This is a genomic window from Haloarcula sp. R1-2, assembly GCF_011627385.1.
Classification (GTDB): Archaea; Halobacteriota; Halobacteria; order Halobacteriales; family Haloarculaceae; genus Haloarcula; species Haloarcula marismortui.
The window spans coordinates 551,238-577,543 of sequence record NZ_JAANTG010000001.1 but is presented as its reverse complement, the minus strand read 5'-3'; the positions used below and the strand labels follow the sequence as shown (position 1 = coordinate 577,543).

The 26,306-nt window shown below is 63.2% G+C and carries 21 protein-coding genes and 1 tRNA gene; 15 read left to right on the top strand and 7 right to left on the bottom strand.

Annotated elements, in window-relative coordinates; translation table 11 throughout:
- Positions 1 to 95: 95 nt before the first annotated feature.
- Positions 96 to 2,792: a phosphoenolpyruvate carboxylase gene (ppc, locus tag G9C82_RS02870; RefSeq protein WP_127013318.1), complete on the bottom strand. Its 2,697-nt coding sequence runs from the start codon at positions 2,790 to 2,792 to the stop codon at positions 96 to 98.
- A gap of 153 nt (positions 2,793 to 2,945) precedes the next feature.
- Here ppc and G9C82_RS02865 point away from each other — a divergent pair, with 153 nt between their 5' ends.
- From G9C82_RS02865 to G9C82_RS02820, 10 genes are all read left to right on the top strand, one after another.
- Positions 2,946 to 3,650: a helix-turn-helix domain-containing protein gene (locus G9C82_RS02865; protein WP_011223091.1), complete on the top strand. Its 705-nt coding sequence runs from the start codon at positions 2,946 to 2,948 to the stop codon at positions 3,648 to 3,650.
- Between the two features lie 717 nt (positions 3,651 to 4,367).
- On the top strand, positions 4,368 to 5,780 hold the full coding sequence (locus G9C82_RS02860; RefSeq protein ID WP_127013317.1) for an ABC transporter substrate-binding protein: 1,413 nt from the start codon (positions 4,368 to 4,370) through the stop codon (positions 5,778 to 5,780).
- Between the two features lie 2 nt (positions 5,781 to 5,782).
- Entirely contained in the window at positions 5,783 to 6,595 is an 813-nt protein-coding gene (locus G9C82_RS02855) for an ABC transporter ATP-binding protein (RefSeq protein ID WP_011223094.1), read from the top strand.
- A complete protein-coding gene (locus G9C82_RS02850) occupies positions 6,592 to 7,290 on the top strand; it encodes an ABC transporter ATP-binding protein (protein ID WP_127013316.1) in 699 nt (232 codons plus the stop codon). The genes G9C82_RS02855 and G9C82_RS02850 overlap by 4 nt, the downstream gene beginning before the upstream one ends.
- Positions 7,287 to 8,276: a branched-chain amino acid ABC transporter permease gene (locus G9C82_RS02845; protein WP_127013315.1), complete on the top strand. Its 990-nt coding sequence runs from the start codon at positions 7,287 to 7,289 to the stop codon at positions 8,274 to 8,276. The genes G9C82_RS02850 and G9C82_RS02845 overlap by 4 nt, the downstream gene beginning before the upstream one ends.
- Positions 8,277 to 8,415: 139 nt before the next feature.
- A complete protein-coding gene (locus G9C82_RS02840) occupies positions 8,416 to 9,582 on the top strand; it encodes a branched-chain amino acid ABC transporter permease (RefSeq protein ID WP_127013823.1) in 1,167 nt (388 codons plus the stop codon).
- Positions 9,579 to 9,728, top strand: a complete 150-nt coding sequence (locus tag G9C82_RS02835) for a hypothetical protein (protein ID WP_164734738.1) — start codon at positions 9,579 to 9,581, stop codon at positions 9,726 to 9,728. Before G9C82_RS02840 ends, G9C82_RS02835 begins: the two co-directional genes overlap by 4 nt.
- Positions 9,725 to 10,579, top strand: coding sequence for an alpha/beta fold hydrolase (locus G9C82_RS02830; protein ID WP_127013314.1), 855 nt, complete (start codon positions 9,725 to 9,727; stop codon positions 10,577 to 10,579). The genes G9C82_RS02835 and G9C82_RS02830 overlap by 4 nt, the downstream gene beginning before the upstream one ends.
- Positions 10,572 to 12,215, top strand: a complete 1,644-nt coding sequence (locus G9C82_RS02825; protein WP_127013313.1) for an AMP-binding protein — start codon at positions 10,572 to 10,574, stop codon at positions 12,213 to 12,215. Before G9C82_RS02830 ends, G9C82_RS02825 begins: the two co-directional genes overlap by 8 nt.
- A 54-nt stretch (positions 12,216 to 12,269) precedes the next feature.
- Positions 12,270 to 14,141, top strand: coding sequence for a PAS domain S-box protein (locus G9C82_RS02820; RefSeq protein ID WP_127013312.1), 1,872 nt, complete (start codon positions 12,270 to 12,272; stop codon positions 14,139 to 14,141).
- Between the two features lie 81 nt (positions 14,142 to 14,222).
- Here the strand turns inward: G9C82_RS02820 and G9C82_RS02815 are convergent, their stop codons facing one another.
- Positions 14,223 to 15,473, bottom strand: a complete 1,251-nt coding sequence (locus tag G9C82_RS02815) for a mandelate racemase/muconate lactonizing enzyme family protein (protein ID WP_127013311.1) — start codon at positions 15,471 to 15,473, stop codon at positions 14,223 to 14,225.
- 107 nt (positions 15,474 to 15,580) lie between these two features.
- Complete coding sequence (locus tag G9C82_RS02810; RefSeq protein WP_127013310.1) at positions 15,581 to 17,047, bottom strand: DUF4397 domain-containing protein; 1,467 nt, start codon at positions 17,045 to 17,047, stop codon at positions 15,581 to 15,583.
- Between the two features lie 334 nt (positions 17,048 to 17,381).
- Between G9C82_RS02810 and G9C82_RS02805 the strand changes: the two genes are divergently transcribed.
- Both G9C82_RS02805 and G9C82_RS02800 read left to right on the top strand, forming a co-directional pair.
- Positions 17,382 to 17,660 carry a winged helix-turn-helix domain-containing protein gene (locus tag G9C82_RS02805; protein WP_004516907.1) on the top strand — a complete coding sequence of 93 codons (279 nt, stop codon included), beginning with the start codon at positions 17,382 to 17,384 and terminating at the stop codon, positions 17,658 to 17,660.
- A 60-nt stretch (positions 17,661 to 17,720) separates the two neighbouring features.
- On the top strand, positions 17,721 to 18,002 hold the full coding sequence (locus G9C82_RS02800) for a hypothetical protein (RefSeq protein ID WP_004516906.1): 282 nt from the start codon (positions 17,721 to 17,723) through the stop codon (positions 18,000 to 18,002).
- Positions 18,003 to 18,067: 65 nt separating this feature from the next.
- On the opposite strand, the gene G9C82_RS02795 is transcribed toward G9C82_RS02800, so the two are convergent.
- Together G9C82_RS02795 and G9C82_RS02790 are read right to left on the bottom strand one after the other, a co-directional pair.
- Positions 18,068 to 18,138: transfer RNA gene (locus G9C82_RS02795), tRNA-Pro, on the bottom strand.
- 95 nt (positions 18,139 to 18,233) lie between these two features.
- The gene (locus tag G9C82_RS02790) at positions 18,234 to 19,319 is read right to left on the bottom strand and encodes a nitrous oxide reductase family maturation protein NosD (RefSeq protein WP_127013309.1); all 1,086 of its coding nucleotides are present in this window, start codon (positions 19,317 to 19,319) and stop codon (positions 18,234 to 18,236) included.
- 150 nt (positions 19,320 to 19,469) lie between these two features.
- Between G9C82_RS02790 and G9C82_RS02785 the strand changes: the two genes are divergently transcribed.
- From G9C82_RS02785 to G9C82_RS02775, 3 genes are all read left to right on the top strand, one after another.
- Complete coding sequence (locus tag G9C82_RS02785; RefSeq protein ID WP_127013308.1) at positions 19,470 to 20,804, top strand: DEAD/DEAH box helicase; 1,335 nt, start codon at positions 19,470 to 19,472, stop codon at positions 20,802 to 20,804.
- A 137-nt stretch (positions 20,805 to 20,941) separates the two neighbouring features.
- A complete protein-coding gene (locus tag G9C82_RS02780; protein ID WP_127013307.1) occupies positions 20,942 to 22,213 on the top strand; it encodes a TIGR00341 family protein in 1,272 nt (423 codons plus the stop codon).
- A gap of 78 nt (positions 22,214 to 22,291) precedes the next feature.
- Positions 22,292 to 23,857: a DUF790 family protein gene (locus G9C82_RS02775; protein ID WP_127013306.1), complete on the top strand. Its 1,566-nt coding sequence runs from the start codon at positions 22,292 to 22,294 to the stop codon at positions 23,855 to 23,857.
- Between the two features lie 77 nt (positions 23,858 to 23,934).
- On the opposite strand, the gene G9C82_RS02770 is transcribed toward G9C82_RS02775, so the two are convergent.
- On the bottom strand, positions 23,935 to 25,158 hold the full coding sequence (locus G9C82_RS02770) for a nucleotidyltransferase family protein (RefSeq protein ID WP_127013305.1): 1,224 nt from the start codon (positions 25,156 to 25,158) through the stop codon (positions 23,935 to 23,937).
- Positions 25,152 to 26,066, bottom strand: coding sequence for a hypothetical protein (locus G9C82_RS02765; RefSeq protein WP_127013304.1), 915 nt, complete (start codon positions 26,064 to 26,066; stop codon positions 25,152 to 25,154). Before G9C82_RS02765 ends, G9C82_RS02770 begins: the two co-directional genes overlap by 7 nt.
- Between the last annotated feature and the right edge of the window lie 240 nt (positions 26,067 to 26,306).

Below are 26,306 nucleotides of genomic sequence, written 5' to 3'. Positions count from 1 at the left end.
CGGCTACTCCGTGGGCAGACGCGTAAATCCTTCGATGGGTACTACCTTTGTAGTAAGTCGTTACAACGACGCATTGGCCGGCGTCGTTCAGTGGCTCACCCGGTGTTTTTCATTCCGGCCGCGATACCCTGAACGGTCAGCCGCAGGGTCCGGCGCTCGGTTTCAGTCCGGTGGGACTGCTTGAGCAGACGGACCTGCAACAGGTTCAGTGGGTCGACGTACGGGTTCCGGCGCTCCAAGTTCTCTTCGAGCCAGTCCCGCGAGAGCAGGCCGTCCTGCCCGGTGATTTCGAGCACCTTCGCGACGGTGTTCTCGTACTCCTCGACGATACGCGGGTAGATGCGCTCGCGGAGTTCGGGGTCAGCGAGGTCGGCGTACTCCTCGGCGATTCCGAGGTCAGTTCGGGCGAGCGCCAGCGACGCGTTGTCGAGTTTCGTCCGGAAGAACGGCCAGTTCTCGTACATCTCTTGTAAGGTTTCCATGTCGCCGCCATTTTCCAGATAGGCGTCCAGCCCGGTCGAGATCGAGTACCAGCCAGGGATGATACAGCGGGCCTGCGTCCAGGAGAACACCCACGGAATGGCACGGAGGTCCTCGACACTGCGGTCCTCACTTCGGGAAGCCGGCCGCGAGCCCATATTGAGGTTCTCGATGACGGTGATCGGCGTCGCCTGCTCGAAGAACTCGACGAAGCCGTCGGTCTCAAGCAGGTCCTGATACTCGTCGCGGGCGGCGTCGGCCGCTGTCTCCATCGCCTCCGCCCACTCGTCGGGAATCTCCTCGACGGGCTCCTCGATTGCGTTTTGCCGCGCCCGTATCTGGGCGTTGAGCATCTGTTCGAGGTTCCGCTCGGCGATGTCGTGGTTGGCGTACTTCTCGGCGATGGCCTCGCCCTGCTCGGTGAACTTGATCTGGCCGGTCACCGTCTCGTTTGGCAGGGCCAGCATGGCGTCGTTCATCGGACCGCCACCGCGGGAGATAGAGCCACCGCGGCCGTGGAACAGGCGCATCTCCACGTCGTAGTCATCGGTGATGTCCGCCAGTCGTTTCTGGTTGTTGTACAGCGACCAGTTGGCGGCGAGGAAGCCGTTCTCCTTGTTCGAGTCGGAGTAGCCAAGCATGATCTCCTGAATGTTGTCCCGGGCTTCCAGCGCCTGGGAGTAGGCCTCGTTCTCGAACAGCGTGCCCATGATGCGGCGGGCTCCGGAGAGTGCATACTCCGATTCCAGCAGCGGGACCACGTCGAACCCGCAGTAGCCGGGTAGGTCGACGATGTCGACCTGGTCAGCGAGGAACAGCACTTCCAGCGCGTGGCTGGGCTCTTCACACCACGAGATAGCGTAGGTGTCGATGGCGTCGATGCCGAACTCGTTTTGCCAGTCGGCGGTCGCACGGAAGCGGTCGAGGACGCGGGTAGCGTCCTCCGAGAGACCCTCGGTGTCTTCCATGTCGATAACGGTGTTATCCTGGAGGATGGCCTCGGTCAGGAACTCGACGCGCTCGTCCTCGTCCATCGACGCGTAGTCGATGCCTTGCCGGTCGACAGCTTCGGCGATGGCGTCGGTATGCATCTTCCGGTGGTCGCGCAGGTCGAGGCTGGCGAGGGTGAAGCCGAACGTCTCGACCTTTCGGATCAGTGGGTCGACGTGGGCCTCGGCGATGACCTCGGCGTCGTTTTCCCGGAGGCTGTCGGCGATGACGCGGAGGTCGGTCAGCAGTTCTTCCTCGCTCTCGTAGCCGCCTTGGCGGACGTCGCTGACCCGGATGACGGATTCGCGCATCAGCCGGAGCTTCTGGCGGTAGGGCTCGTCGGGATACCGCTCTTCGGCTTCCTTGGCGACGCCAGGGAGCTTGGACTTGTGACGGTCCAGTCGCTCGTTGAACAGCGCGTCGGTCGCGATGTTCGAGGCATCCTGACTCAGCACGCCGGAGAGTTCCTTGAGCTTGGTGCGGTACAGCGGCAGTACAGTCTCGCGCTGGCGCTCCAGCGTCTCCTCGGTCACGTCGGTCGTGACAAACGGGTTGCCGTCGCGGTCGGAGCCGGCCCACGAGCGGAACTCGTAGAGCGTGTCGATGTCGATGTCCTCGTCGTACACGTCTTCGAGGGTGTGTTCGAGTTCGTCGTACACCTCGTCGATAACGTCGAAGAGAACGTTTTCAAGGTACCACTGGACGTTTAGCGCTTCGTCGGTGACCTCCGGGCGGCGGTCCCGGACCTGCGGAGTCTGCCAGAGGCTCGTCACTTCGGCGTCGAGGTTGCGCTCGATCCGCTTTTGTTCGCGGTCGGTAAGCCGCCGCTCGTCGAGTCGTTCGATGTCGCGGGCGACCGACCGGAGCTTCGCCTTCACCGTCTTCCGGCGGGCCTCGGTCGGGTGGGCCGTGAACGTCGGCTGGATGAGTACGTCCTCGAGTACCTGCTCGAACTCCGCCGGGTCTGCGCCGCGTTCGGCCAGGTCCCGGACGGCTTCCTCGACGCTGTCGGCCAGCACATCCCCCTGGCTGCCCTCTCGGATTTCGCGGACCCGTTCGCGTTCCTCAGCGAGATTGATAAGCTCGAAGTACGTCGTAAACGCGCGTGCGACAATGTCCTGCGTTTCCGGATTCAGTCGGTTCAGCGCCCGGTGGACCTCGTCCCGTGTCTCGGCGTCACCGCGCCGGTAGTCGATACACGAGTTCCGGATAGTTTCTACCGTGTCAAACGCCTCGGTCGAGGTTTGTGCTTCCAGCACTTCGCCCAGGAGCGCACCCAACTCCCGTACGTCCTGGTTTATCTCTCTGGCGTGCAAAGTCATACCACTTCATCCAGAACCGAGCCCTAAAACACTATTGAAACGGTGTATCAGGGATAGACGTTCGTGAAGAACCCGGTTGCGAGAAATAGCTACTATTAATCGTGGGGTTCTTTACCGTATCACACGAATTGTTCGTGATACAGTGGACTGCCAATGATAGATATCGCTCTGGACATGGAGCAGTACGACTGCCCCTTCATCGACACGACGGCAGACCACGATGTCGCTTTTGCAGCGGTACACTGGGACTTCGACCAGCGTGCGCGGGAGTTGGAGACACGGATGGTTGTTGAGGCTGAGGATGCGGGGGTACTCGATACGGGGCTGGACAGCTTGCAGACCCACGAGAACATGAACGACTGTGTGCTGTTGCGCCGCGAGAACAACGCCGCTCACATCCGGACGACTATCGAGGAAACGGCGGCGATGCAGACCATCAGAGACAACGGCGGCTACATCACCGGGCCCTTCCACATTGAGGCAGGCAGCGAGACCTGGCACGTCGGCTTCGACCGTGGCCGAGACGCCGACACGACGCTCTCGGAACTTGACCGTGACAACGAGTACGACGTGGTTGAGCGGACGTCGGCGACGCTCCCACAACTGCAGGACCTCGTGCAGAACGCCGGCGCGGCGATGACACTCGTGGACGGCTGTCGGGACCTCTCGGACACCGAACGCGAGACGCTGGAAACCGCCGTCTCCGAAGGCTACTTCGAGTCACCCCGGGACGCGACACTGGGGTCGCTGGCCGAGGACTTCGGCGTGTCCAAACCCGCCGTCTCGAAGAACCTCCGGCGCGGCGAGCGGAAGATGATCGAACGCGTCGTCGAAGCGCTTGATGACATCGAGGACTGATTCTGCGGCTCTGACGGCTTGATCGCGTCCCACCTAGAGTGCTACCCAGCAAAGATCGAGTCCCAACTGTGCCGCCGTCCGTCCTTATCAGCTACAAGACATACTAGAAAACATATACCACACAATTCACGATAGGAGAACAGGTTCTGCCCATGGAACTCAGTAGGACACTCCGCGATCAAATGCCGTCTGTCGGTCTCAGCCTAGCTGGCCTCTATGTTTGCTGGTTGGGTATCAAGCGGTATTGGGCACACCTGCGAATAGATCCCAGCCACGAACTCGGGCTTCTAGCTGAAATCGTAACTCTCGCGTACCTTCTGTTCGGAATTACGCTCCTGGCTGTATCAGTGTGGGCATCATTTCGTCAGCGACCAGTGATACCGACAGTGATACTCGTTTGGCTAGCTGCCGTCAAAGGAACCTTTGTCGCAGGTATCTACTCCATTTCGTCTGACACACAGTTCGTGGTGGCCCTTGGACTGGGACTCTCTATTATTCCCCCGTTACTAACGTGGGTGACCGCTGAGATATACCGGGCAACAGTCGCTGAAGCAGCTACGTAGCAGATAGTCAAATCGGTGTGAGAGGACAGTCCGCAAGCGAGGGGCGAGATAGGCCGTCTACCGCCATTTTTGTACCAATCCCGGTCCGGACGAGAACTGCGTTAACATGTTAACTCAGCACACTATATGGTCGGCGAGTCTACAATAATCTGTTATGCAGAATACGGCTACACGGAGGCGCGTTCTCGGCGCGCTCGGTGCTGGTGTTGTCGGGCTCAGCGGCTGTGTCAGTGACGACTCATCCATGACTGAACAGGACGATTCGGACGGCGGGACGACGGACAGTAGCACGAACGGCGAATCGGGCGGCAGTGGTTCGGAACAGACCGTTAGTATCGGAGTCCTTCAGCCCCGCGCTGGTGACCTGAAGTACTACGGCGACCAGTCGCTGTGGGGGTTCCTCTCCGGGCTGGCGTACAAGGGTGATACCGATCCGCCGACAGACCCCGGCAGCGGCGAGGTTACGATCACCGCCGGTGACACGGAGTATCGCCTGCTAATTCGGGACACGGAGTTCTCGGCGGACACGGCACAGACGGCAGCGACGAACCTCGTCGAGAACGAAGACGTAGACATGCTCGCCGGCTGTGCGTCCTCGGCGGTCGCCAGCCGGGTCGTCACGACGGTCGTCAATCAGGCGCAGGTCCCCATCATGCTCGGTCCGGCGGCGTCGGCCGACATCACGTCCAACTCCGAGACCTGTAGCGACCTCGTCTACCGAGCGAGCGAGAACACCGCGATGGACGCCCGCTCGGGCGGGAAGTACGTCGCCAGAGAGACGGACGTTTCGACCGTCTACCTGTTCGGCGCGGACTACAGTTTCGGCCGTGCGGTCGTCAACAACTACCGGGACGTGCTGGAGGCCGAAGGCGTCGATATCGTCGGCGAACGCTTCGTCGAGCAGGGGTACGCCGAGTGGGATGGGCTGCTTGACAACGCCGAGGAAGCCGGGGCCGAAGGCGTCGTCGGCGGGTTCACCGTCGCGACACTCCCGGCGATGTTCAACGCATTCCTCTCGGGTGAGTACTCATATCGGGTGTTCGGCGGGTTCGCCACCAGAATCACCAACAGCGTCGTCGGTGGGACGATGCAGAGCGTGCTCGGCGAGCCCCTGACAGCGGAGAAGATCAGGGACTCACAGCTCGGGCCGTTCACGACTCGCTACCACTGGAACCAGTACGACAACCCGATCAACGACGCGTTCGTCGACAGCTACACCAGCGCCTACGGCGTCGTCCCGGACCTGTTCTCAGCGGGGACCTTCACCGGCGCGTCAGCGATCCATCAGGCGGTTCAGGAGAGCGGGTCGACCGAGGGTACGGACATCGCCGACGCCCTGAAGGGGATGACAGTCACCGACACGCCGAAAGGCGAGGGCGGCTACACTTTCCAAGAGTACAACAACCAGGCGCGCTCGGCCATGACCGTCGCGAACCCGATTCCGACAACCGACGAGTGGGCCGACAACTGGGGCGCCGCCATCATGCCCGGCGAACCGCTGGCCCGAATCAGTGCCGACGAGACGACTATCCCACAGGATAGCGACCAGATGGACTGTTCACTGTAGGGATGCTCAGAACACAGGGACTGACAAAGGAGTTCGGCGGACTCACCGCCGTCAACAGCGTCGACTTTGAACTCGAAGCGGAACTATGCTCACTTATCGGCCCGAACGGGGCCGGCAAGACGACGTTCTTCAATCTGCTGACCGGGACCCTCTCGCCCACCGAGGGGACGGTCGAACTCCGGCGTGACAGAACTTGGCAGGACATCACCGACGCGTCGCCGCACGAGACGGCCAGCAAGGGCATCCACCGCTCCTATCAGGTGACGAATGTCTTCCCCAACAGCACGGTCTTGGAGAACGTCCGGGTCGCCGAGCAGGCCCACAGCGACGACGCCACGACGTTCTGGCGCAACGTCGACCACTACGACGAGTTCACGGAGCGCGCCCACGAGATTCTCGACCGGGTCGGGCTTGCCCACCGGGCCGAGGACCTCGCGAGCACGCTGAGCCACGGCGCAAAGCGCAAACTCGAAGTCGCCATCGCGCTGGCCGGCGACCCCGCGGTGCTCCTGCTGGACGAGCCAAACGCCGGCGTCTCCTCGGAGAGCGTCGACGAAATCCGGGACCTCATCGAAGCAGTGGCGGAGGACTACCCAGTCCTGCTGGTCGAGCACAACATGGACATCGTGATGGGCGTCTCCGACCGCGTCGTCGTGCTCCATCAGGGTGCGGTCATCGCCGACGGACCGCCAGCAGAGGTACGGGCTAACCCCGACGTACAGTCGGCGTATCTCGGCGGCTACGAACCGGGCAGTCTTGACGACGATACGACTGCGGCCGGGTCCGAAACGGACTCGGAGGAGGGGACGGCGTGAGCCTGCTTGAACTCGGCGGCGTCCACACGTACTACGGCGACAGCCACATCCTCGAAGGCGTCGACCTCTCCGTCGAGGAGGGGGAGGTGGTCGCGCTGGCCGGCCGCAACGGTGTCGGCAAGACGACCACACTCCGGACCATCCTGCAACTGACGCCGCCCCGCGAGGGGTCGATCACGTTCCGCGATGAGTCGCTGGTCGGGCTGGAAACACACGAGGTCGCGACTCGGGGGCTGGGTTGGATTCCTGAGGACCGTCGGATGTTCAGCCAACTCAGTGTCGAGGAGAACCTCCGGGCGGCGATACCGGACCCCGACGATGTGAGCGATGGCCTTCGACTGGCGTTCGATTCGTTCCCGATTCTCGAAGAACGGCGGGGGCAGGACGCCGGCACGCTGTCGGGCGGCCAACAGCAGATGCTCGCCATCGCTCGCGGGCTGGTCGGCGACAACGACCTGCTGCTGGTCGACGAACCGAGCGAGGGGCTAGCTCCCCAGATTGTCGCCGACGTGGCCGAGGCGCTGTCGAAGGCGAGCGAGGAGGTGACGATGTTGCTGGTCGAGCAGAACCTTCCGCTGGCGCTCGACCTCGCCGACCGGTTCTACATCCTCGACAAGGGCCGCGTCGTCGACGACGGCGAGACAGCGGCGGTGACGGCTGACGACGAGCGGTTCAGGAGGTATCTATCGGCATGATTGTCGAAGCGCTCGCGGAGTTTTTGACCCTCGGTGAACTCGGCGGTGTCATCGTCAACGGACTCGCCAAGTCGGCGCTGTACGTGATGATCGCCAGCGGCCTCACACTCATCTTCGGCCTCATGGGCGTGCTGAACTTCGCCCACGGGTCGCTGACGATGGTCGGGGCGTACCTCGGCGGCCTCCTGATGGTGGTCACAGTCACTGGCGGAACAGCGCCGCTGACTCGCCTCGGTCTGTTCTTCGTCGCCATCGTCGTCGTCTTCGCGCTGCTGACGGTGCTTGGCGGGGCCATCGAGACGACCATCATCCGGCCGCTGTACGACCGGCCGCCGATATACCAGATCTTGCTGACGTTCGGCCTGACGCTCGTCATCGAGGAGGTCGTTCGCATTGTACTGGGAGTCTACGGCCTCCAGCCGCTGTCGGACTGGCAGGCCGCGCTGGCGACCAAGCCGCAGTTCCTCCGCGAACCGGTCGCCCTCGGTCCCGTCAGCGTCGGCTGGATGTCGCTGTTCCAGATACTCCTTGGAACTATGACGGTGGTCGGCATCTGGGCGTTCCTCACAAAGACCCGCTATGGCCTGTACATCCGGGCCGGAAGTGAGGACACGGAGATGGCGTCGGCGCTCGGCATCGACGTTCGGCAGGTGTTTACCGTCGTATTCGCGCTGGGTATCGGCCTTGCCGGTGCGGCCGGAACGCTGCTGATGTGGGACCCGACGTGGGGCGCGAGCGTCCCGCTGGCGGCCGAGACGCTGCTGCCGGCGTTCATCGTCGTCATCGTCGGCGGCCTCGGGACGTTCCGGGGCACCGTCGTCGCCGCGCTGGTCGTCGGGATGGCCGACGCGGTGACGACCTGGTGGTTCCAGAACGTCATCGAGTTCACGGGCCTGCCGGAACTCGTGCTGTTTCTGGTCCTCGTGGTGACGCTCATCGTCCGCCCGCAGGGCCTGTTCGGCGTTGAGGAGGTGGGGGGCCATTAGCGCTGAAACCGAGGCCGACGCCGAGGCGGCGTCCGAGCCACCGACCCCCACGACTGTTGAGACGGGCTGGCCCCGCGAGTACCTGCGGGACCACACCGCTCACATCCTCGTTATCGCCCTGCTGGCGCTATACCCGCCGGTGTATCACACGCTGTTGAACTCGGCGGTGAGCGCGGAGACGCAGATGCTCCTGCCGACGGTGGAGACGATGGTCGGCGTGCTGTACTTCGGCCTTTTTGCTATCTCGTTTGACTTCATCAGCGGCTACACCGGCTACCTCTCGTTTGGCCACGCGGTGTTCTACGGTACTGGCGCGTACACCGTCATCCTCATCGCCAACGGGAAGCTGCCGCTGCTTGGCCCCGGGACGCCGTTCATGCTGTCCCTGCTGGTCGGCGGTCTCATCGCCGTCGTGCTGGCGGTGCTCGTCGGCCTCGTCTCGTTCCGCCTCTCTGGCGTCTACTTCGCGATGATTACGCTCGGCTTCGCGCAGGTGTTCTACGTGTTCGTCCGCGGCTGGGACTACGTGGCGACCAACCCCCGCGACGGTCCGGCGGTCGGGCCAAGCCACGCCGAGGGATTTCAGATCGGGGTTCCCGGCATCGACCAGCTCTCGCTGTCAATCGGCGTCCTTACCGGCGACGAGGTCGCCCTGCTGGGGTCGACGCTGTCCGGCACAGAAGTGTCCTACTACATGATCGGCCTCGTCGTTCTGGCCTGCTACTTCGCTATGCAGCGCATCATCCACTCCCCCTTTGGCCGAGTGATGCTCGCCATCCGGGAAAACGAGGAACGCGCCGTCGCCATCGGCTACAACACGTATCTGTACAAGCTCGGGGCCTTCGCCATCAGTGGCTTCTTCGCTGCCGTTGCCGGTGGCCTATTCGCCGGCTTCAAGCGCTCGGCAAGCCCGGAGAACTCCTTTTACTTCCTGGTGACTGGCGACGCCCTGCTTGCGAGTATCATCGGCGGTTTCGGCACGCTTGCCGGCTCGCTGTACGGGCATCTATTCGACGAAACCGTCCGAGAGTTCCTCTCGAAGGCCGGGCAGGGTGGCGGCCTGTTGCCCTATCTCCGTGCGCTGTTAGGGCAAGAAACGCTTGACGCGACGCTGGTCGGCGAGACGACCATCGGTGGCCTTATTGACCTGCTGTTGAACGGCCACGCGAGCCTCTACGTCGGAATCGTGTTTGTGCTGTTCGTGCTCTACGTCCCCCACGGGCTGCTTGGGACGCTCCGGGCACGTGTCGGTGGGACGTTCGCAGAGGCGCTGCCGGCGAAGGTCTGGGGTGAGTCCGACCAATGAAACCCGTAAAAACGACAATCGAACCGGCTGACAGAACGACGACCTGGGCATGGAGCGGCCGGTCACTGCCCGGCTACCCGACAGAGACGTATCGACGGCGAAACGATACGCCGCGCGACCACCCGAACGCAGAGCCAGAGCAATGAACGCGGAACCGAACTACTTGAAGGATATTCAACCAGAACCAGTCAGTATGCACTACGCAACCAACGACGGCGTCTCGCTCGCTTACGAGCCCGAGGGGCCGCCTGACGCCGAAACCGTCGTCTTCGTTGAGGGCATCGGCTACGGCCGCTGGATGTGGCTGTGGCAACAGGAAGCGCTCGTTGAGGAGTACCAGACTATCGTGTGGGACAACCGCGGAACCGGCGATTCGGACGAATCCGGAGGTCCGTACACCATGAGCCAGATGGCGAGCGACCTGGAGGCCGTACTCGACGACGCCGGCATCGAGCAGGCCCACGTCGTCGGGGCCAGCATGGGCGGGATGATCGCCCAGCAATACGCCCTGGAGTACGACCGGGCCAGGTCGCTGACGCTCATGTGTACCTCCCCAGGTGGTCCCGAAGCGGTCCCCGTCCCTGAGGAGACACAGCAGCGGATGTTCGCCGTCCCTGATGACCTCGACGAACGCGAACTCCGACGGTACAAGATGCAGCCGGCGCTCTCAGATTCGTTCATGGAAGCCCACGAGGACCTCATCGAGCGCATCATCGACTGGCGCATCGACAGCGACGCCAGCGACCAGGCACTGGACTGGCAAGGCGCGGCGGTTCAGGCGTTCAACGCGTCGGACCGCCTCGGTGAAATCACAGTCCCGGCCCTCGTCATCCACGGGACCGCCGACGAGGTGGTCCCCTACGAGAACGGGAAGCTACTGGCACGCGGGCTCCCGAACGCCGACTTCATCACCGTCCACGGCGGCCCACACCTGCTGTTCATCGAGGAGTACGAGCGCGTCAACACACAGATACAGGAGTTTATCGACGATGTCTGAACTCGGCCCCGGTACCCCACAAAAGTGGGTCGGTGCCTGGAGCGAGCGCCGGGCCGCGCTCACCCCCGACCGCGAGGGATTGGTGGATGCGACGACCGGCGAGCGGTTCACGTACGCCGAACTGGACCGGCGAGCGAACCGGACCGCTCGCCTGCTTCGGCGGTACGGCGTCGGCGACAGTGGTGAGTCTACCGGTACTGTCGCCGTCGTCTCGCGGAACCGCCCAGCTGTCGTCGACCTGTTCTTCGCCTCCGCCAAGACCGGGAGCCGACTGGCTCCGCTGTCCCACCGGCTTGCGCCCCCGGAACTCGCCGAACTCCTCGACCGCGTGGACCCGGAACTCCTCGTTGTCGAGGCTCCCTTCGCCGAGACTGTCTCGACTGCTCTGGAGACAGCCGATACGGCGGCTCCCCAGCTTATCAATCTCGGAACCGCCGCCGACAGCGCGTCCTCGGCTGCCACGCTCGACAGCACGCCCTACGCTTCGGCCCTCCCCGAGGACGACACACCCGTCGAGACAGCAACGCCGGCCCCCGGCGACACACATCTCCTCCTGCACACCGGTGGGTCGACTGGAACGCCAAAGGAGACGGAACTAACCCACCGCGGCATCGTCTGGAACTCTCTGAATACGATTACGGCCTGGGGACTGCGCGAGGACGACGTGACGCCGATGGTGTTTCCGATGTTTCACACCGGTGGCTGGAACGTTCTCACCGTCCCCCTGTGGCACATGGGCGGGACAGTGGTCATCGCCCGTGCGTTCGACCCTAGCGACGTGCTGGAGATCATCGACGCGGAGAGCGGGACTGTCCTTGTCGCCGTCCCGGCAATCCTGCGGATGATGGCGAACCACGACCGCTGGGCGGAGACGGACCTCTCGTCGCTCCGCTTCGCCAAATCCGGCGGCGGCCCCTGTCGCAAAAGCGTGATGGAGACGTGGTGGGACCGTGGCGTCAACCTCTCGCAGGGGTACGGCCTCACCGAGTGCGGGCCGAACAACTTCGCGATGCCCGAGGGCTGGCCCCACGAGAAGGCCGGTTCGGTCGGCAAGCCGGTGTTGCACGTTGACGCCAGAGTCGTCGAACCCGAAGACCGTGACAACAAAGGCAGCCCCGCCGGTTCACGGGACCCGGTCGACCCCGGCACCGTTGGCGAACTCCAGTTGCGCTCGCCCCACGCCGCGGCGGGCTACCTCGACAACCCGGACGCGACCGCCGAGACATTTGGCGACGGCTGGGTGTCGACCGGCGACCTCGCCCGCGTCGACGCGGACGGCTACTACTACATCGAGGGCCGCACCAAGCACATGTTCGTCAGCGGCGGCGAGAACGTCTTTCCCGCGGAGGTCGAGGACGCTATCGCCGACCATCCCATGGTCGGTGAAGTCGTCGTGATTCCGGTCCCCGACGACAGGTGGGGACAGGTCGGAAAGGCTGTCATCGAGCCCGCATCCACTGCTGTGACCGACGGGGCTGGCGACCGACCGCTGACGCTTGACGACCTCCGAACGTTCCTCGACGACCGCCTGGCACGGTACAAACACCCCCACGATATCGCGTTCGTCGAGGCGATGCCGACCAGCGGCCCAGACAAGATTGATCGGGGTGCAGTTTCAGACCGCTTCGGTGCGTAATGTGTCACTGCAGGCGTAGCTTCAAGAGGGATGATGCATTTCTATTTACACAATATGTCTGACACATATGCGGCTGCGAATTCGATGCACGTGTTGCAGGTAGACGACAGGCCGCTACTTGACGAGACTGTCGAGTTCCCGGATAGTCGGGGCCCGGACTCGCTGACGCTGACGACGACCGACCGGGCAGACAGTGCGCTCGACCGTCTCGGAGGCACCGCTATCGATGGCATCGTTGCCGCCGACAACCTCCCGGACCGGTCCGGCCGTGAATTCGCTGAGATAGTCCGCGAGCGGGACAGTAATGTCCCGGTGTTGCTGCTGACCGAGCCGGAATCCGTCGCCAGCGACGCAATCTCGAACGGGGTTACCGACGTTTTCAGAAGAGATACAGCTGTTGCCCGTCGCGACCTTCTCGCCAATCGGATTCGGTTACTCGTCGAACATCACCGGTCGACAGAACTCGCGAGTCGGACTAGACAGCAACTCACGGAACTGGCAGAACAGTCGAGCGAACTGCTGTGGGTGTTCTCCGGGGACTGGACCGAGATACAGTTCGTCAATTCGGCATACGAAACGCTCTACGGCCGCTCCGTCGAGTCGTTGCAGACCAGCCCCGATGAGTTCATGACAGCGATTCATCCCACGGATCAGGATAGAGTCATCCAGTCGATGCAGCGCGTCTCAGCGGGAGAATCCGTCGAACTCGAATTCCAAATCACCAGACCGGATGGCGAACAGCGCTGGGTGCGAGCCAAGGCACAGCCCATTGTTGAAGATGGCACGGTCGCCAGAATCGTCGGTGCCTCGCGTGACATCACCGAGCGGAAGCGATGCGAGTCCGAACATATTGCGGAAATAGACCGCCCTGACGCACCGGTCGATGCAGTGCCGGATCTGTTCTATGAACTCGATGAGAACGGCGAGCTGGCTCGCTGGAACGATGCACTGGCGGCAGCCACCGGATATACAGACGCTGATCTCGGGCCGATGTCGCTGACAGCGCTCTTCGCCCCATCAGATTGTGAAACCGTTCGACAGGGCATCGAGACGGCTTTTGCGACCGGTGAAACGTCGTTCGAGGCCGATCTGCTAACCGCCGATGGCACGACAGTGCCGTACGAATTCACCGGGGGCCGGATAACAGCTGCTGACGGCTCGCCGCTCGGCGTGGTCGGTATCGGACGGGATATCTCCGCCCGCGAAAGCCGCCAACAGGCGCTTGAACAGCAAAACAAGCGCCTCGGAGAGTTTGCCAGCGTCGTCAGTCACGACCTCCGGAACCCGCTGGACGTTGCCCGGGGCCAGCTAGAACTCGCACAGATTGAGCACGATAGCGACCACCTCGACGCGGTCAAGCGAGCCCACAGCCGTATCGGACAGCTCATCGATGACCTCCTGACGCTGGCCCAGAACGGCGAGACAGCGCTCGACAGCGAGCCGGTGCCGCTCCAGACAGTCGTTGAGCAGTGCTGGCAAACTGTCGAGACCGGCGACGCGACACTGGAACTACAGACCTCGGCCGTGGTGCGGGCGGACCCAAGCCGGCTCCGGCAACTCTTCGGGAACCTGATCCGCAACAGCGTGGAACACGGACAGACGCCACACACCGAGAGACAAGACGACGCCGGCGAACAGCGTGCGACGACCTCTCTCTCACAGTCGCAGAGACCAGCCGCTGACCTGACGCTTACTGTTGGCGAACTGGACGACGGCTTCTACGTCGCGGACGACGGCGTTGGGATTCCGGCCGGCGAGCGCGACACTGTGTTTGAGGGTGGCTACTCGCTGGCGTCGGGTCCCGGTTTTGGCCTCAGAATCGTCGATGAGATCGTCGATACCCACGGCTGGTCGATAACGGTCACAGAAAGCGACGCCGGCGGTGCTCGCTTCGAGATCACCGGCGTCGAGTTCGAGACGGCGTAACTGTGCCGTCGTGAGTACTATCGGGTGACCACCACGTCACCCGGTGCCGCCCCAGTCAACACCAACGATGGGGGTCGAACCTTACGCCTCGTCGAAGACGGTGTCGCCCTCGACAACGTGCTCTTCGACAGCGTCGAGGTCGAGCGTCAGCCCGAGACCTGGCTCCTCCGGAACCTCGATGTAACCGTCCTCGATGACGGTCTCCTCGACCAGGTCATCCCACCAACCAAGTTCGTAGGAGTGGTACTCGACGGCCAGTGAGTTCGGGACTGCAGCCCCGACGTGTGCGCTCGCCATCGTCGCGATCGGCGAGGAGACGTTGTGCATCGCGACCGGGATGTAGTACTGGTTCGCCACGTCGGCAACCTTGCGCGTCTCGCGCATTCCACCGACTTTCGGCATATCCGGCGCGATCATATCGACAGCCTGGTTCTCGACAAGCCGTCGCTCCTCGGTGACGCGGTAGCGATTCTCGCCCACGGTGATCGGCGTGGTCGTGGACTTGGTGACTTCCTCCTGCACCTCGATGTTCTCCGGCGGAACGGGGTCTTCGAGCCACCAGACGTCGTACTCCTCGATGGCCTCCGCGAGGCGCTTCCCCGAACTCCCCGAGAACGTCCAGTGACAGTCGAAGGCCACGTCAGCCTCATCTTTGACCTCCTCGGTGACCTTCTCGACGATCTCGGCCTTGTGCCGGATTTCACCCGGGCGGAGGTGTCGGTTCGCGCGGTCTTTCTCCAGGCCGCTTGGCACGTCGAGGTCGAACTTGAGGGCGTCGTAACCCAGTTCGTCGACGACGCGACGGGCCTCCTCGGCGCAGGCCTCGGGGTCAGCCTCTTCTTCGGTGTGACAGTCACAATACACGCGCATCTCGTCGCGGTACTTCCCACCGAGCAACTGGTATGCCGGTACTTCGAGGATCTTGCCCGCAAGGTCGTGTAGCGCGACCTCGATGCCAGCGATGGCCGTCACGGTGACACCCTCGACGCTCCCCTCGCCGCTCATCTTCTGGATGAGGTGCTCGTACAGGCGGTCGATGTCCAGCGGGTTCTCGCCGACGACAAACGGCTTCATCCGCTCGATGAGTTCCGGGACGCCAGCGCCCCAGTAGGCCTCGCCCGTGCCGACGATGCCTGCGTCGGTGTAGATTCGGACGAGCGTCCACGGGAAGTTCCCGTCGACCATCGTCGTCTGAACGTCGGTGATCTCCACGTCGCGACCGCCGCCGCGCTTGGCGGTGACACCCATTGTCTCCGCAGAGAGCTCCCGCATGGTGTACTCTGCGTTCGGGTCGTGCAGGTCAGCGTAGTCTACGTCGTTTGCCTTTCCCATACCCCCGCTTGCTAGTGGCGTCACAAAAGTGTAGAGGAAATCGGTCTCGTTCCGACACGGTCGACTGCGTCGATACCTGCGGGGAGCCCACGGCGTCCCGCGGGCCGCTACATTCCACCGGTGTCCTGTGCGACAATCAGATCAAAGGGTGTGTCTGCCGGTTCGTCGTCCGGCGTGAGATAGCCCGCCGCAAAGGCGGTGTACCCGGTTTCGCCAGCCAGGCTAAGGTCGTACTCCGCGACAACGTCCCCATCGTTGTCAGGTGTCGCTCCGCGGACCTGTATCGTATACTCACCCGCTGGCACCTCGACGCTGTCGAATTCCCGGAAGTCGGCAGCATCGAACAGCACGTCGCCGCTCGATCCGACTGTCACGTCGACTTGTGGGGCATCGGGCGAGAGGTGAACCAGTCGGAGGCGGGCTGTCCCATTGCTGGGTGCGGTGAGATTGTCGGCGAGCACGAGTGGCTGGAAGGGGTCACCGGTATCGTCGCCGATTTCGCCGGCCGCTGCGACGGTGTACGCCTGTCCGCCCTCAACGGTCACGTCACCCTCGAACACCGACGTGTCCGGGTCGCCGGCAGCAGTGATTTCGACCGTTCGCGCGCCAGCGGGGACCTCCAGATAGTCACTGACAGCGCCGAAGGGCACGTCTTCGAGCACGGCCGACCCGTCGACGTACACGTCAACGTTCGGGGCGTTCGGCGACATGTGTGCCACCCGGACATTCGCTGGCTCGGACTCTGTTTCAGTTTCCGTAGCGCTGCCGCCAGTGTCCTGTGTCACGAGCAGGTCGAAGGGCGCGTCCGCCGGGTCGTCGTCCGGCGTGAGATAGCCTGCTGCGAATGCCGTGTACACCTCCCCACCGGACAGGCTCACGTCGAACTCCGCGGCGACGTCGCCGTCGTTGCTCTCCGTGTCACCACGTACTTGGAGCGTATAGTCCCCCGAAGGCACTTCAACGTAGCCGGAACCGCCGTACTCGACGCCGTCGTACAGCGCATCTCCGTTCGACGCGAGGGTCACGTCGACGGCCGGCGCGTCGGGCGAAGCGTGGACCAGGCGGACGCGTGCGGTGTCGCCGCCGGGGTCGCTGTTGTCGTCTTCCAGGACCAGCGGTTCGAACGCCTGGTCGGCGTCATCGCCGATTTCACCGACTGCGGCGATGGTGTACGCTGTGTCTGCTTCCACCGGAACACGCCCCGAAAACACCGACGTGTCCGGATCACCAGCGGCGGTTATCTCGACCGACCGCTCTCCCGCGGGCACGTCGAGGTACTGACTCACCGCACCGAAGGGAACGTCTTCGAGGACTGCATCGCCCTCAAGATAGACGTCCACGTTCGGGGCGTTCGGCGACATGTGCGCCACTCGGACCGCCGCAGTCCCCGGATCGGTTTCCGCTTCGGTCTGAGTGTCTGTTTCGGTCTCCATCGGCGTGTCCATGCCGCTGTCCGTCTCGGTGTCTGGCTCTTCGGCACCGCCGTTACCGCCGCCGCTACAGCCAGCGATGCCGACTGTCACACCGGTTCCGATACCGAGCAAGATCCGTCGTCGGGTCGTGTCTGATGACATCCATCATCTGCTGGGATTGTCAGCTAAATAGTACATTTCGTGACTCGGGCGTGACTCTCTCTCAATTCTCTCTCAAATCCGGCTAGAGAGTTCGAGCCCGCCGTTTGCTCGAATTTCCCGAAACTGTTTTATCGAACATTCCCGGACGTTTGCAACATGGACAACAGGTTTCTCGCGCTGGGTGCGGCGACGGTTCTCAGACCCGGGCCAAACGGTGGTGTTTTCCACCCTGGCTGCCGCCCACTCAGCCGTGGGGCGCAATCTCCGGGCGTGCGCGGCCGGTCGTGCCCCATGTCGGTGGATTCTTGCCACCCCGTCCGGAAATGGAACCAGAATGGAGACGGTCCTCTGGCAAACGCTTGCAGGTACCCGCGGAGGACCCAACCGTGCCCGCGTGCTTCGCGCGCTGGCCGACCAGCCGCGAAACGCCAACCAGCTCGCTGATGACCTTGACCTCGCGTACAACACAGTCCGGTACCATCTCGATGTCCTCGAAGACAACGGCGTCATCACCAGCAGCGATGCCGACTACGGCGTTATCTATCTCCCCAGCGAGCGCGCGAGAACCCACTGGGACACGGTCGAACAAATCCTCACACAGGTGGACGATTGACATGAGCACGACACCACATCGCCGACAGTTGGCCACTGACCAACGACAGGAGCCCGCACCATGAGTCTTGTATTGAACGGGGCTCGTATCGCCGCCGCAGTCAACATCCTGTTGCTGGGCGTCCTCATCAGCATCTGGGTGCAGACGTACCGGGAAATCCGTGCCCCGCTGACGCTTGGCTCTATCGTGTTCGCGTCGTTCCTGCTGGCCGAAAACGCCGTTGCCCTGTACTTCTACTTCACCGCACCGGCGATGCCCGCGGTTGCCGTTCAGGTGATGATGGTACTCCAGATGCTCGAAACGATTGGTATCGGCGTGCTGACGTACTTCACCTGGAAGTGACGCGTGGCAGCTTTCATTGATTGCCTGTTTGAACGACTCCGTCGCTCGTTTCGCTTCGTGAAAAGTGGGACCGCCGAGATTCGAACTCAGGTCCGACGCACCCCATGCGCCGAGGATACCGCTACCCCACGGTCCCGCACTCTGGGAGAGGGGGGTGTTTTAATTAAGGGCTTCGCTTTGGTGACGAGATTGGCAGCCTGTGACGGGGAAGACACTGCCAGCGTGGTCCCGTCACTCGGCAACTTCGATGCCGGGGCTTTCGATGGTGACATCGGTAAGCGACCAGTCCCCACTCGCGGACCGGGCGTCGACACCGATGGCATTTTGCTCTGCGGTCACGGAGACAGTCGACTCGGAGACAGTCCATGACGCGTTCGTGTTGACGGCGTGGATTCCCTGCTGTTGGCTCTCAATGGTCGTATTCTGGATAGTCCATGCTCCGGTCGTTCGAGCGGTGAAGACACCGATGTCTCGGGTTTCAAGGGTAGAATCTTCAAGTGTCCACGCACCTCCAGAGAAGGCGGTTACGAGGCCGGTGTCGCTTCGGTGGACCGTCAGGTCAGTCACCGTCCAGTTGCCGCCACTGTCGATGGCTTTGACGCCGGTGTTGCTTCGGCGGACCTCCGTGTTCCGGACCGTCCAGTCGCCAGTTGTCCCGGAGGCGTCGACGCCGTCTGCGCCGGACCGGTCGACGACAACCGTTGCGACTGTCCAGTCACCGGAGGACTTGCGGACATCGACGCCGTCGCCACCGACATTGACGAATCGAGTGTCGCGAATCGTCCAGTCGCCGCTGGTGCCGCGGACGAACACGCCGCTGTAGGTTGTGCTGGCGACGGCGGCGTCCTCGATAGTCCAGTTTCCAGCCGTATTCGGCGCGTAGACCCCGACATCGGCAGCGATAACAGTCGTTTCAGTGACTGTCCAGTCACCGCTGGTTTCGTTGGCGGCGACGCCAAAGCGGTAGTTACGCACGGTGAATCCGGTGACGTTCGCGTCGGCTGCGCCGGCCACCGTGACGCCGGTTCCGTTGACGAACCGCGAACCGTCCAGTATCGCCCGGTCGGGTGCGACGAGGGTAATACTCTCGTTGATTCGGACTTCTTCCCGGTAGGTGCCCGGCCGGACCTCGACGGTGTCACCGCTGTCGGCAGCGTTCACAGCGGCCTGTATCGACTGGTAGTCGGCACTCCCGCCTTTATCGACGGTCAGTGTGTCCTGCGCCGTCTGTGTTCCGGCCACGCCGGCTGGCACGACAGCCAGCGTCAACACTAGCGACAGCAAGAGGGCAGGCAATGTCGTTCGGGCGTCGTCCATAGTTGGAGGTGTAGGGGGCGAATAGATGTAAACTGTAGTGTTCATTCACCTGCTGGCGACGTGACGCTGAGATGAAGCTGAGAGTCCCCGGCGACACACAGCGATACAGCCCGCGAAAGCGTTATCGGCCGGACCGGCGAACCCCGGAGTGTGCTGGAGCTGACGTACGAGTCAGGGACCATTCGCGTGTCGGGAGACCTGCCGTCGGACCTGCCCGGCGTCGAGTACGACCGGCGTTCACAGACAGGGCGAGCGCCGGCCTACCGGTACGCCGACCTCCGAAGCGCGCTTGACGATCGTGAGGTGGCGTATGAGGACCACGTCTGTTCGCTCCCGTCATTGTCGCTCTCGACGGCGTACGACCTCAGAGACTACCAGCAGGCAGCGCTGGACGCCTGGCATGAAGCCGAGGACAGGGGCTGTCTCGAACTACCGACCGGGAGCGGCAAGACCGTCATCGGCATCGCGGCGATGGTCGCACTGGGGACGCCAACGCTGGTCGTCGTCCCGACCATCGACCTGCTGGAGCAGTGGCAGCGCGAGCTACAGCGGGAGTTCGACCGGCCCGTCGGCTGCATGGGAGGGGGCGAGCAGCGCGTCGAGGATATCACGGTGTCGACGTACGACTCGGCGTACCTGCGGGCCGACGAACTCGGCGACCGCTTCGGACTCGTGGTCTTCGACGAGGTCCACCATCTTGGTGGAAAAGGGTATCGGGATATCGCTCGACTGCTCGCTGCGCCGTCGCGGCTCGGACTGACAGCGACGTTCGAGCGGCCGGACGGGGCCCACGAAGCCATTGCGGACCTCGTTGGACCGCTCGTCCAGCGGGTCAGCGTCGACGAGTTGGCTGGCGAGCACCTCGCTGACTACGATATCAAGCGACTCGAAGTTTCACTCACGCCGGACGAACGGGACCGCTACGAAGAGCATCAGGGGACGTTCACCGACTACCTCAAACAATCCAACATCCAGCTCCGGTCCGGCAGCGATTATCAGGAACTCGTCAAGCGGTCCGGCAACGACCCGGCGGCCCGCGAGGCGCTGCTGGCGAAACAGCGCGCCCGCGAGGTGATGATGAATGCCCAGCGAAAGGTCGACCGGCTGGCGACGATTCTGGACCGCCACCGCGAGGACCGGATCATCGTCTTCACCGCCCACACCGACCTCGTGTATCGCCTCTCCGAGCGGTTTCTCATTCCGGCGATAACGCATGAAACCGGCGCGAGCGAGCGCCGGGAGATACTAGAGCGGTTCCGCGACGGGACGTACTCCCGGGTCGTAACCGCGAACGTCCTCGACGAGGGAGTGGACGTGCCCGACGCGAACGTCGCCGTTCTCCTCTCTGGGAGCGGCTCGGAGCGGGAGTTTACCCAGCGACTTGGCCGTGTTCTCCGACCGAAAGCCGACGGCGGGCGGGCACTGCTGTACGAACTTGTGACTGAGGAAACCGCGGAGGAGCGAGTCGCCAGGCGACGCAGATAGCAGGCGGTCCGTCGTTGTCCAAGCGTTCTCCCACGCTGAGCGGGATTACCTCCTTGATAACTATGGCTCTCCCCGGCGAGAAGCAGAGAAATGTTCGATGCTAATCGCCAGTGTTGCGGGTCGCGAGGTGCGTCCGAGTGCGGTTGATACACATCCGTGTTCCCGATTCCGTCCTCGACAGCGTCCGCGACGTGCTGGACGACCGTGACATCAGCTACGTTCAGACTAAGGAGACGAGCGACGACGAGGCGGCGTGGCTGTTGCAGTTTCCGCTCCCGCCGGAAGCCGTCGACGAGGTACTCGACGACCTCGAAGCGACCGGGCTCGACGCCGACCGGTACACTGTTGTTGGGAACGCCGAGACCGCCCGGCCAGACCAGTCGAACTCCGCCCGCCGCCACGAGGACCGCATCTCCCACGACGAACTCCGCGGTCGTGCGGTCGGCATGAACCCCGGACAAGGGACATACTACGGAATGACTGTCCTGAGTGCGATCGTCGCAACGGCGGGTCTGCTCCTCGATTCTCCGGCTATCGTCGTCGGCTCGATGGTCATCGCACCACAGGTCGGATCCGCGCTCATCGCCAGCGTCGGGACGACGCTCAGCGACCGCCGGCTCATTGTCGATGGCGTCCGCGACCAGTTGCTCGGGCTCGCTGTCGCCATCGGGACCGCGGCCCTGTTCGGACTGTTCAGCCGGTACAGCGGGTTTGTCCCCGGACAGCTCCGTGTCACGACAGTCCAGCAGATCGCCCAGCGTATTTCACCGGGGTTTCTCTCGCTTGTGGTCGGCCTCTGTGCGGGAGCCGCCGGGGCGTTTGGACTGGCAACGGCGCTACCGGTCTCACTGGTCGGTGTGATGATTGCCGCCGCGCTCATTCCTGCCGCCGCGGCCATCGGGGTCGGTATCGCCTGGGGACTGCCGGCCGTCGCACTTGGGGCGGGTATCCTCCTGCTGGTCAACGTCGCGTCAATCAACCTCACCGGCGTTCTCGTCCTCTGGGGGCTCGGATTCCGTCCGCTAAACTGGGCGGCTGACCGCCCGCCGAGCGAGACGGTCCGGACGTACGCACCGACCGTCGTCGCCGTCCTGACGCTGCTGGTCGCGTTCGCCGGTGCCGGGACGGTCACCGCCCAACAGATGCAGGTCGAAACGTCCGTAAACAACGCTGTTACCGAAGCATTATCCAACGAATCATACGAACGGCTCCGATTACAGTCGGTCCAGACCCGGTTCGGCGGCGTCTCGGTGTACCGGCTGGACCGGGTGGTCACCGTTACGGTCAGTCGGCCCGCCGACCGGCCGTATCCGGCTCTGGTCTCCGACCTTGAAAGTGCCGTTGGCCGGTCGATAGCGGACGACACAACTGTCGAAGTCACTTTCGAGGACAGACATCCGACGGAATGATGCTGGCTGCTACGGGCGTCTCGACCGGGGGCGTCGTCACTCCCCGTGTTTTTGTTGCTCCGTGGCGGAGATAGGCGCGTGCTGACGAAAGACCTCCTGCGGGTGTCCCGCGCTGGCGGCGGCTATCACCTGCAGTTCGCCGACGCCGACGCGGAGCGACTGGCGGCCCGCGTGCTCGGTATCTATCAGGGCCACGTCGGCGAGTCCCGAGAGATGCTGGAAACGGCACTCGCGGATGTCGAACGGGAGGCCGACGATTTCAAGCTGGTCCGCGGGCTGGCGAAACTCGTCGAACGGGAGGCAACATTTGAGACACAAGCCCCGATCGACCCTGTTCGAGCCCGTCGGCGGGTGTTCGAAGCCGCTTCGGACGTTGGCGTCGTGACCGAAGCCGAACGCGAGCAGGCACTCGCCGAGGCGGCCGATCACTTCGGAACGGACGCTGCGTCACTAGCCGACACGCTGTACGCCGACCGGGACTCTCGACAGGTCCTTACTGCGGTGGACTCTCGCTGGGGGCCGGCCGAACTGCGGACCCAGTACAACCTCTCACTGGCGCAGACAGCGCTGTTCGATGCCACCGAGGTACGAGTCCGCTCGTCGGACCCGAAAGCGCTCGTCTCGGCGGTCAAACGCTGCCGGCTGATGTACGAGATTCGCCGGACAGGGAACGGCCGGGAAGTCGTCGTTACAGGACCCGACGCGCTGTTCTCGAACACGCGCCGGTACGGCACCCGCTTCGCTCGCCTCCTGCGAACGGTCGCGACCGCGAACGAGTGGGAGCTGACGGCGACCGTCGATGACCGGGGCACCGAGCGGAAACTCACGCTCTCAGATGGAGATGTCTCCGTGCCGGGCGTCGAGCCCGTAACAGAGGTCAGCTACGATAGCGGCGTCGAAGCCGACTTCGCCGGCCGGTTCGCCGCGCTGGACCTCGACTGGGACCTGATACGCGAACCGGAGCCGCTGGCGGCCGGCGAACACGTCGTCATTCCGGACTTCGCATTCGAGTGGCGGCCCGGCGCTGACACCGGTGTTCAAGACACGGGACGTGGAGAGAGCACAGACCGGACCGACGGCGACACACCCTTCCGCATCTTCTTCGAAATTATGGGGTTCTGGACGCCGGAGTATGTCGAGAAGAAACTCACCCGCCTCGACGCACTGGAGGATGTCGAGATGCTGGTCGCCGTCGGCGAATCGCTTGGCGTCGGCGAGGAAATCGAGGCGACGGACAACCGGGCAATTCCGTACTCCGGCACAGTCAGAGTAAAAGATGTGCGGGACGCCCTGCGACCCTACGAGGAGCGACTCGTGCGTGAGAGCGTTGCGGAGATACCCGACGAACTGCGGCCGGACGCTGACGTTATCTCGCTCACCGACCTCGCCGCGGAGCACGGTGTCAGCGAGGATGCGCTGGAAGACGTGGCCTTTCCGGCGCACGAGTGCGTCGGCCGCACGCTTATCGACCCAGCTGTCCTGGACGAACTGGCCGAGGAGATTGAACCCGAAATGGCGTATCAGGCGGCGATTGACCGACTCTCCGCGCACGGAATCGAGGACGACAGCGCTGCGCTCGCACACCTTGGCTACCGCGTCGCCTGGGAAGGACTTGGGAAGGGGACAATCCAGCCACGGGAGTGAGTGGTCTGTGAGAAACGGTGGGGAACCCGGTCTCAGATACAGCATCTCCACATCGCTATCAAACGAGCAATCGTCGTTCAGGTCGCTTCGTCACGTCGCTCCTCGGAAAGCTGTCGCCGCCACTGTGGTGTTTCGAGGAGGAGTCGGAGCGGCCAGATGACGTAGTACAGCGGGTGCATCGGGCCGGGAAGCGGGCAAAACTGGTACTCCGAGTAGGTCGGGTGAAGTGACGAATGCAACAGTAGGAGCGGTCCCAGCGCAGTCATCGAATCGCTGGCCGCCAGGTAAAATCGAGCGGCCTCAAACTGCGTGGGTGCCTGTGGCGTCCCAGCGGCCAGCGACTCAACGACGGCCTCAGCTAATTCGGAGACGCGGCCGTCCGTGCGAAGGGGGTCCAGGAGCGGCGCTGGGAGGGCGTATCCGAAGACAGCACGGGCGAGCGCGGCCCCGAGTAATAGGTTCCGCTCAACGCCGGTTTCCCGCGCCCGAATGAGGACGTGTGGCCAGTCGGTTTCCGCTGCCTCCAGTGCCGCAACGAAATCACAGAGCCACTTCAGGAGATACCAGCGGTGCTTGGTGCCGTGGAACGCTAATACGAGTAGCCGATCTGGCTGTGCAAGCGCCGGAAGCGGTTGGCCGCCGACCGATACGGTGTCGCGGCGGTCCCAGAGTTCACCGAAGGATGTGGAGAACGGTCGCTCGGCATCGCCAACGCGCCAGCGAAGTTCCACGTCGAACTCCGGACCGCGCATTTCGTACTCGTGAACGATAGCCTTCGTCACAGGACCGCCTAACAGCGCGGCATCATCCAACCGCGGCGTGCCCCCGCGCCACTCGTATCCTCGCTCTTCGAGAATATCCGCAGCGGCGGGGATATCTTCCGGATGGACGAGCAGATCCAGGTCATTATATTCACGCACCGTTGCGTCGTCGTAAGCAGCGGCGGACAGCGCCGGTCCCTTGAACGGTACCGCACGCACACCACGTGTCTCGAAGCGTTCTAGTATCTCCTGTAGCTCGGTCGTGAACGCGAGATTCCGCATCCGTTTTCCCTGTACGATGCTGCTAAGTCGGGTCAACACGGCCGCCGGCACGGTGAACTCATCACCACTCTCGCGTGCCATTGCTTCCAGTCCCTCGTAGAGGAGTTGCACGATGCCGTGATACCGGGCGAGTGCAACGACACGGTCCCAGTCTGGCGCGTCATCAAGCGGGGGCGGGTCGGGAGCGGCGTCGGTGACGATCGCGGTACGAGCACAGTCGACCACCACCTGAAGTTCGGGTTCAGCCTCCGTCAGCATGACTCACTCTTGAGCTCAGACTGAACTCGGGCTGCGACATCCGGAAGCATATCGAGAGTGCGCGGCCGGCGGAGCCGTTTTATTTCGGTCATATCGACAATCTCACCGCAGGCAGTGAAGTTGGACACGGCCTGGCCGTCGGCCTCCAGCGCGCCCAGCGTGTACGTATTATCCACGAGCGCCATGACCTGCTTGTCCGGCCTGACTGCGTCCACCTCGATTGTCTCGCCGTCTTCGAGCAGGTAAATCCGTTCTAGCGGCACCGGGGTTGCGGGCTGGTCGTGCCTGAGTCCGTAGAAGTGTCGAGGGCGTCCGCTGTGGACCTGTTCCGGCGGTTCGACCGGAGGGTCAAATGCTTCAACTGCCTCCGGATCGAGTTTCATCGACGGGTAGCCGCTCCGGACGACCGGCCCCGCATCGTCCAGCGCTATCGCAGCCACGTCGTCGCTCAGGATACGATGTCCGTCGAGCAGGCAGGCCATCGCAGTCGTCGTTTTTCCGACCCCCGACTCTCCGACGAAGGCAACTGCACGCCCGTCGATACTGACGGTACTGGCGTGCAGCACGAAGTAGCCCCGTTGATCCAGCAGGTGGTTCAACGCCGGGCCGACCAGTACGTGGCGGAGGACTTCGTTTGGCACGTCCGGAGCCGGGTCTACAGCGATGGATTTGCCGTCGAGAATTCTGACCGTTGCGGCGTCGTATAGAAGGTAGTATTCGCGCTCGGTTACCGCGTGAAAGGTCGACCCGGACGCAGCAGACAGTGGGCGAGGAATCCGTTCCTCAGTGATGGTGACATCAGCCCGCCCGTCAGGCGCTGTCTCAGCGGACGGAAGCTCTGGTACGTCGAAGGCCGAGCGGACTGTCAGTCCAAAGGCTTCGTACGTGGCTGTGTTCGCCGTCGCCATCCTGCTAGTTTCCCCCTTGCGTAGTTGTCCATCTATTCCGTCCATCCTGAAACACACCCCATCTACGACACCCCTGATTCATACCGGAGCGCTTGACTGCTGTGGTGGATAAGAATGCGCTCTCTACTTCCATCACACAGCCACGAAACCATCGCGATGTATCCACTGCACGGTGCCAGTGTCGAGGACCGATAAAAGAGGGATCAGTTAGATGTGTGAACCGGCTGTGGACGTTAACTC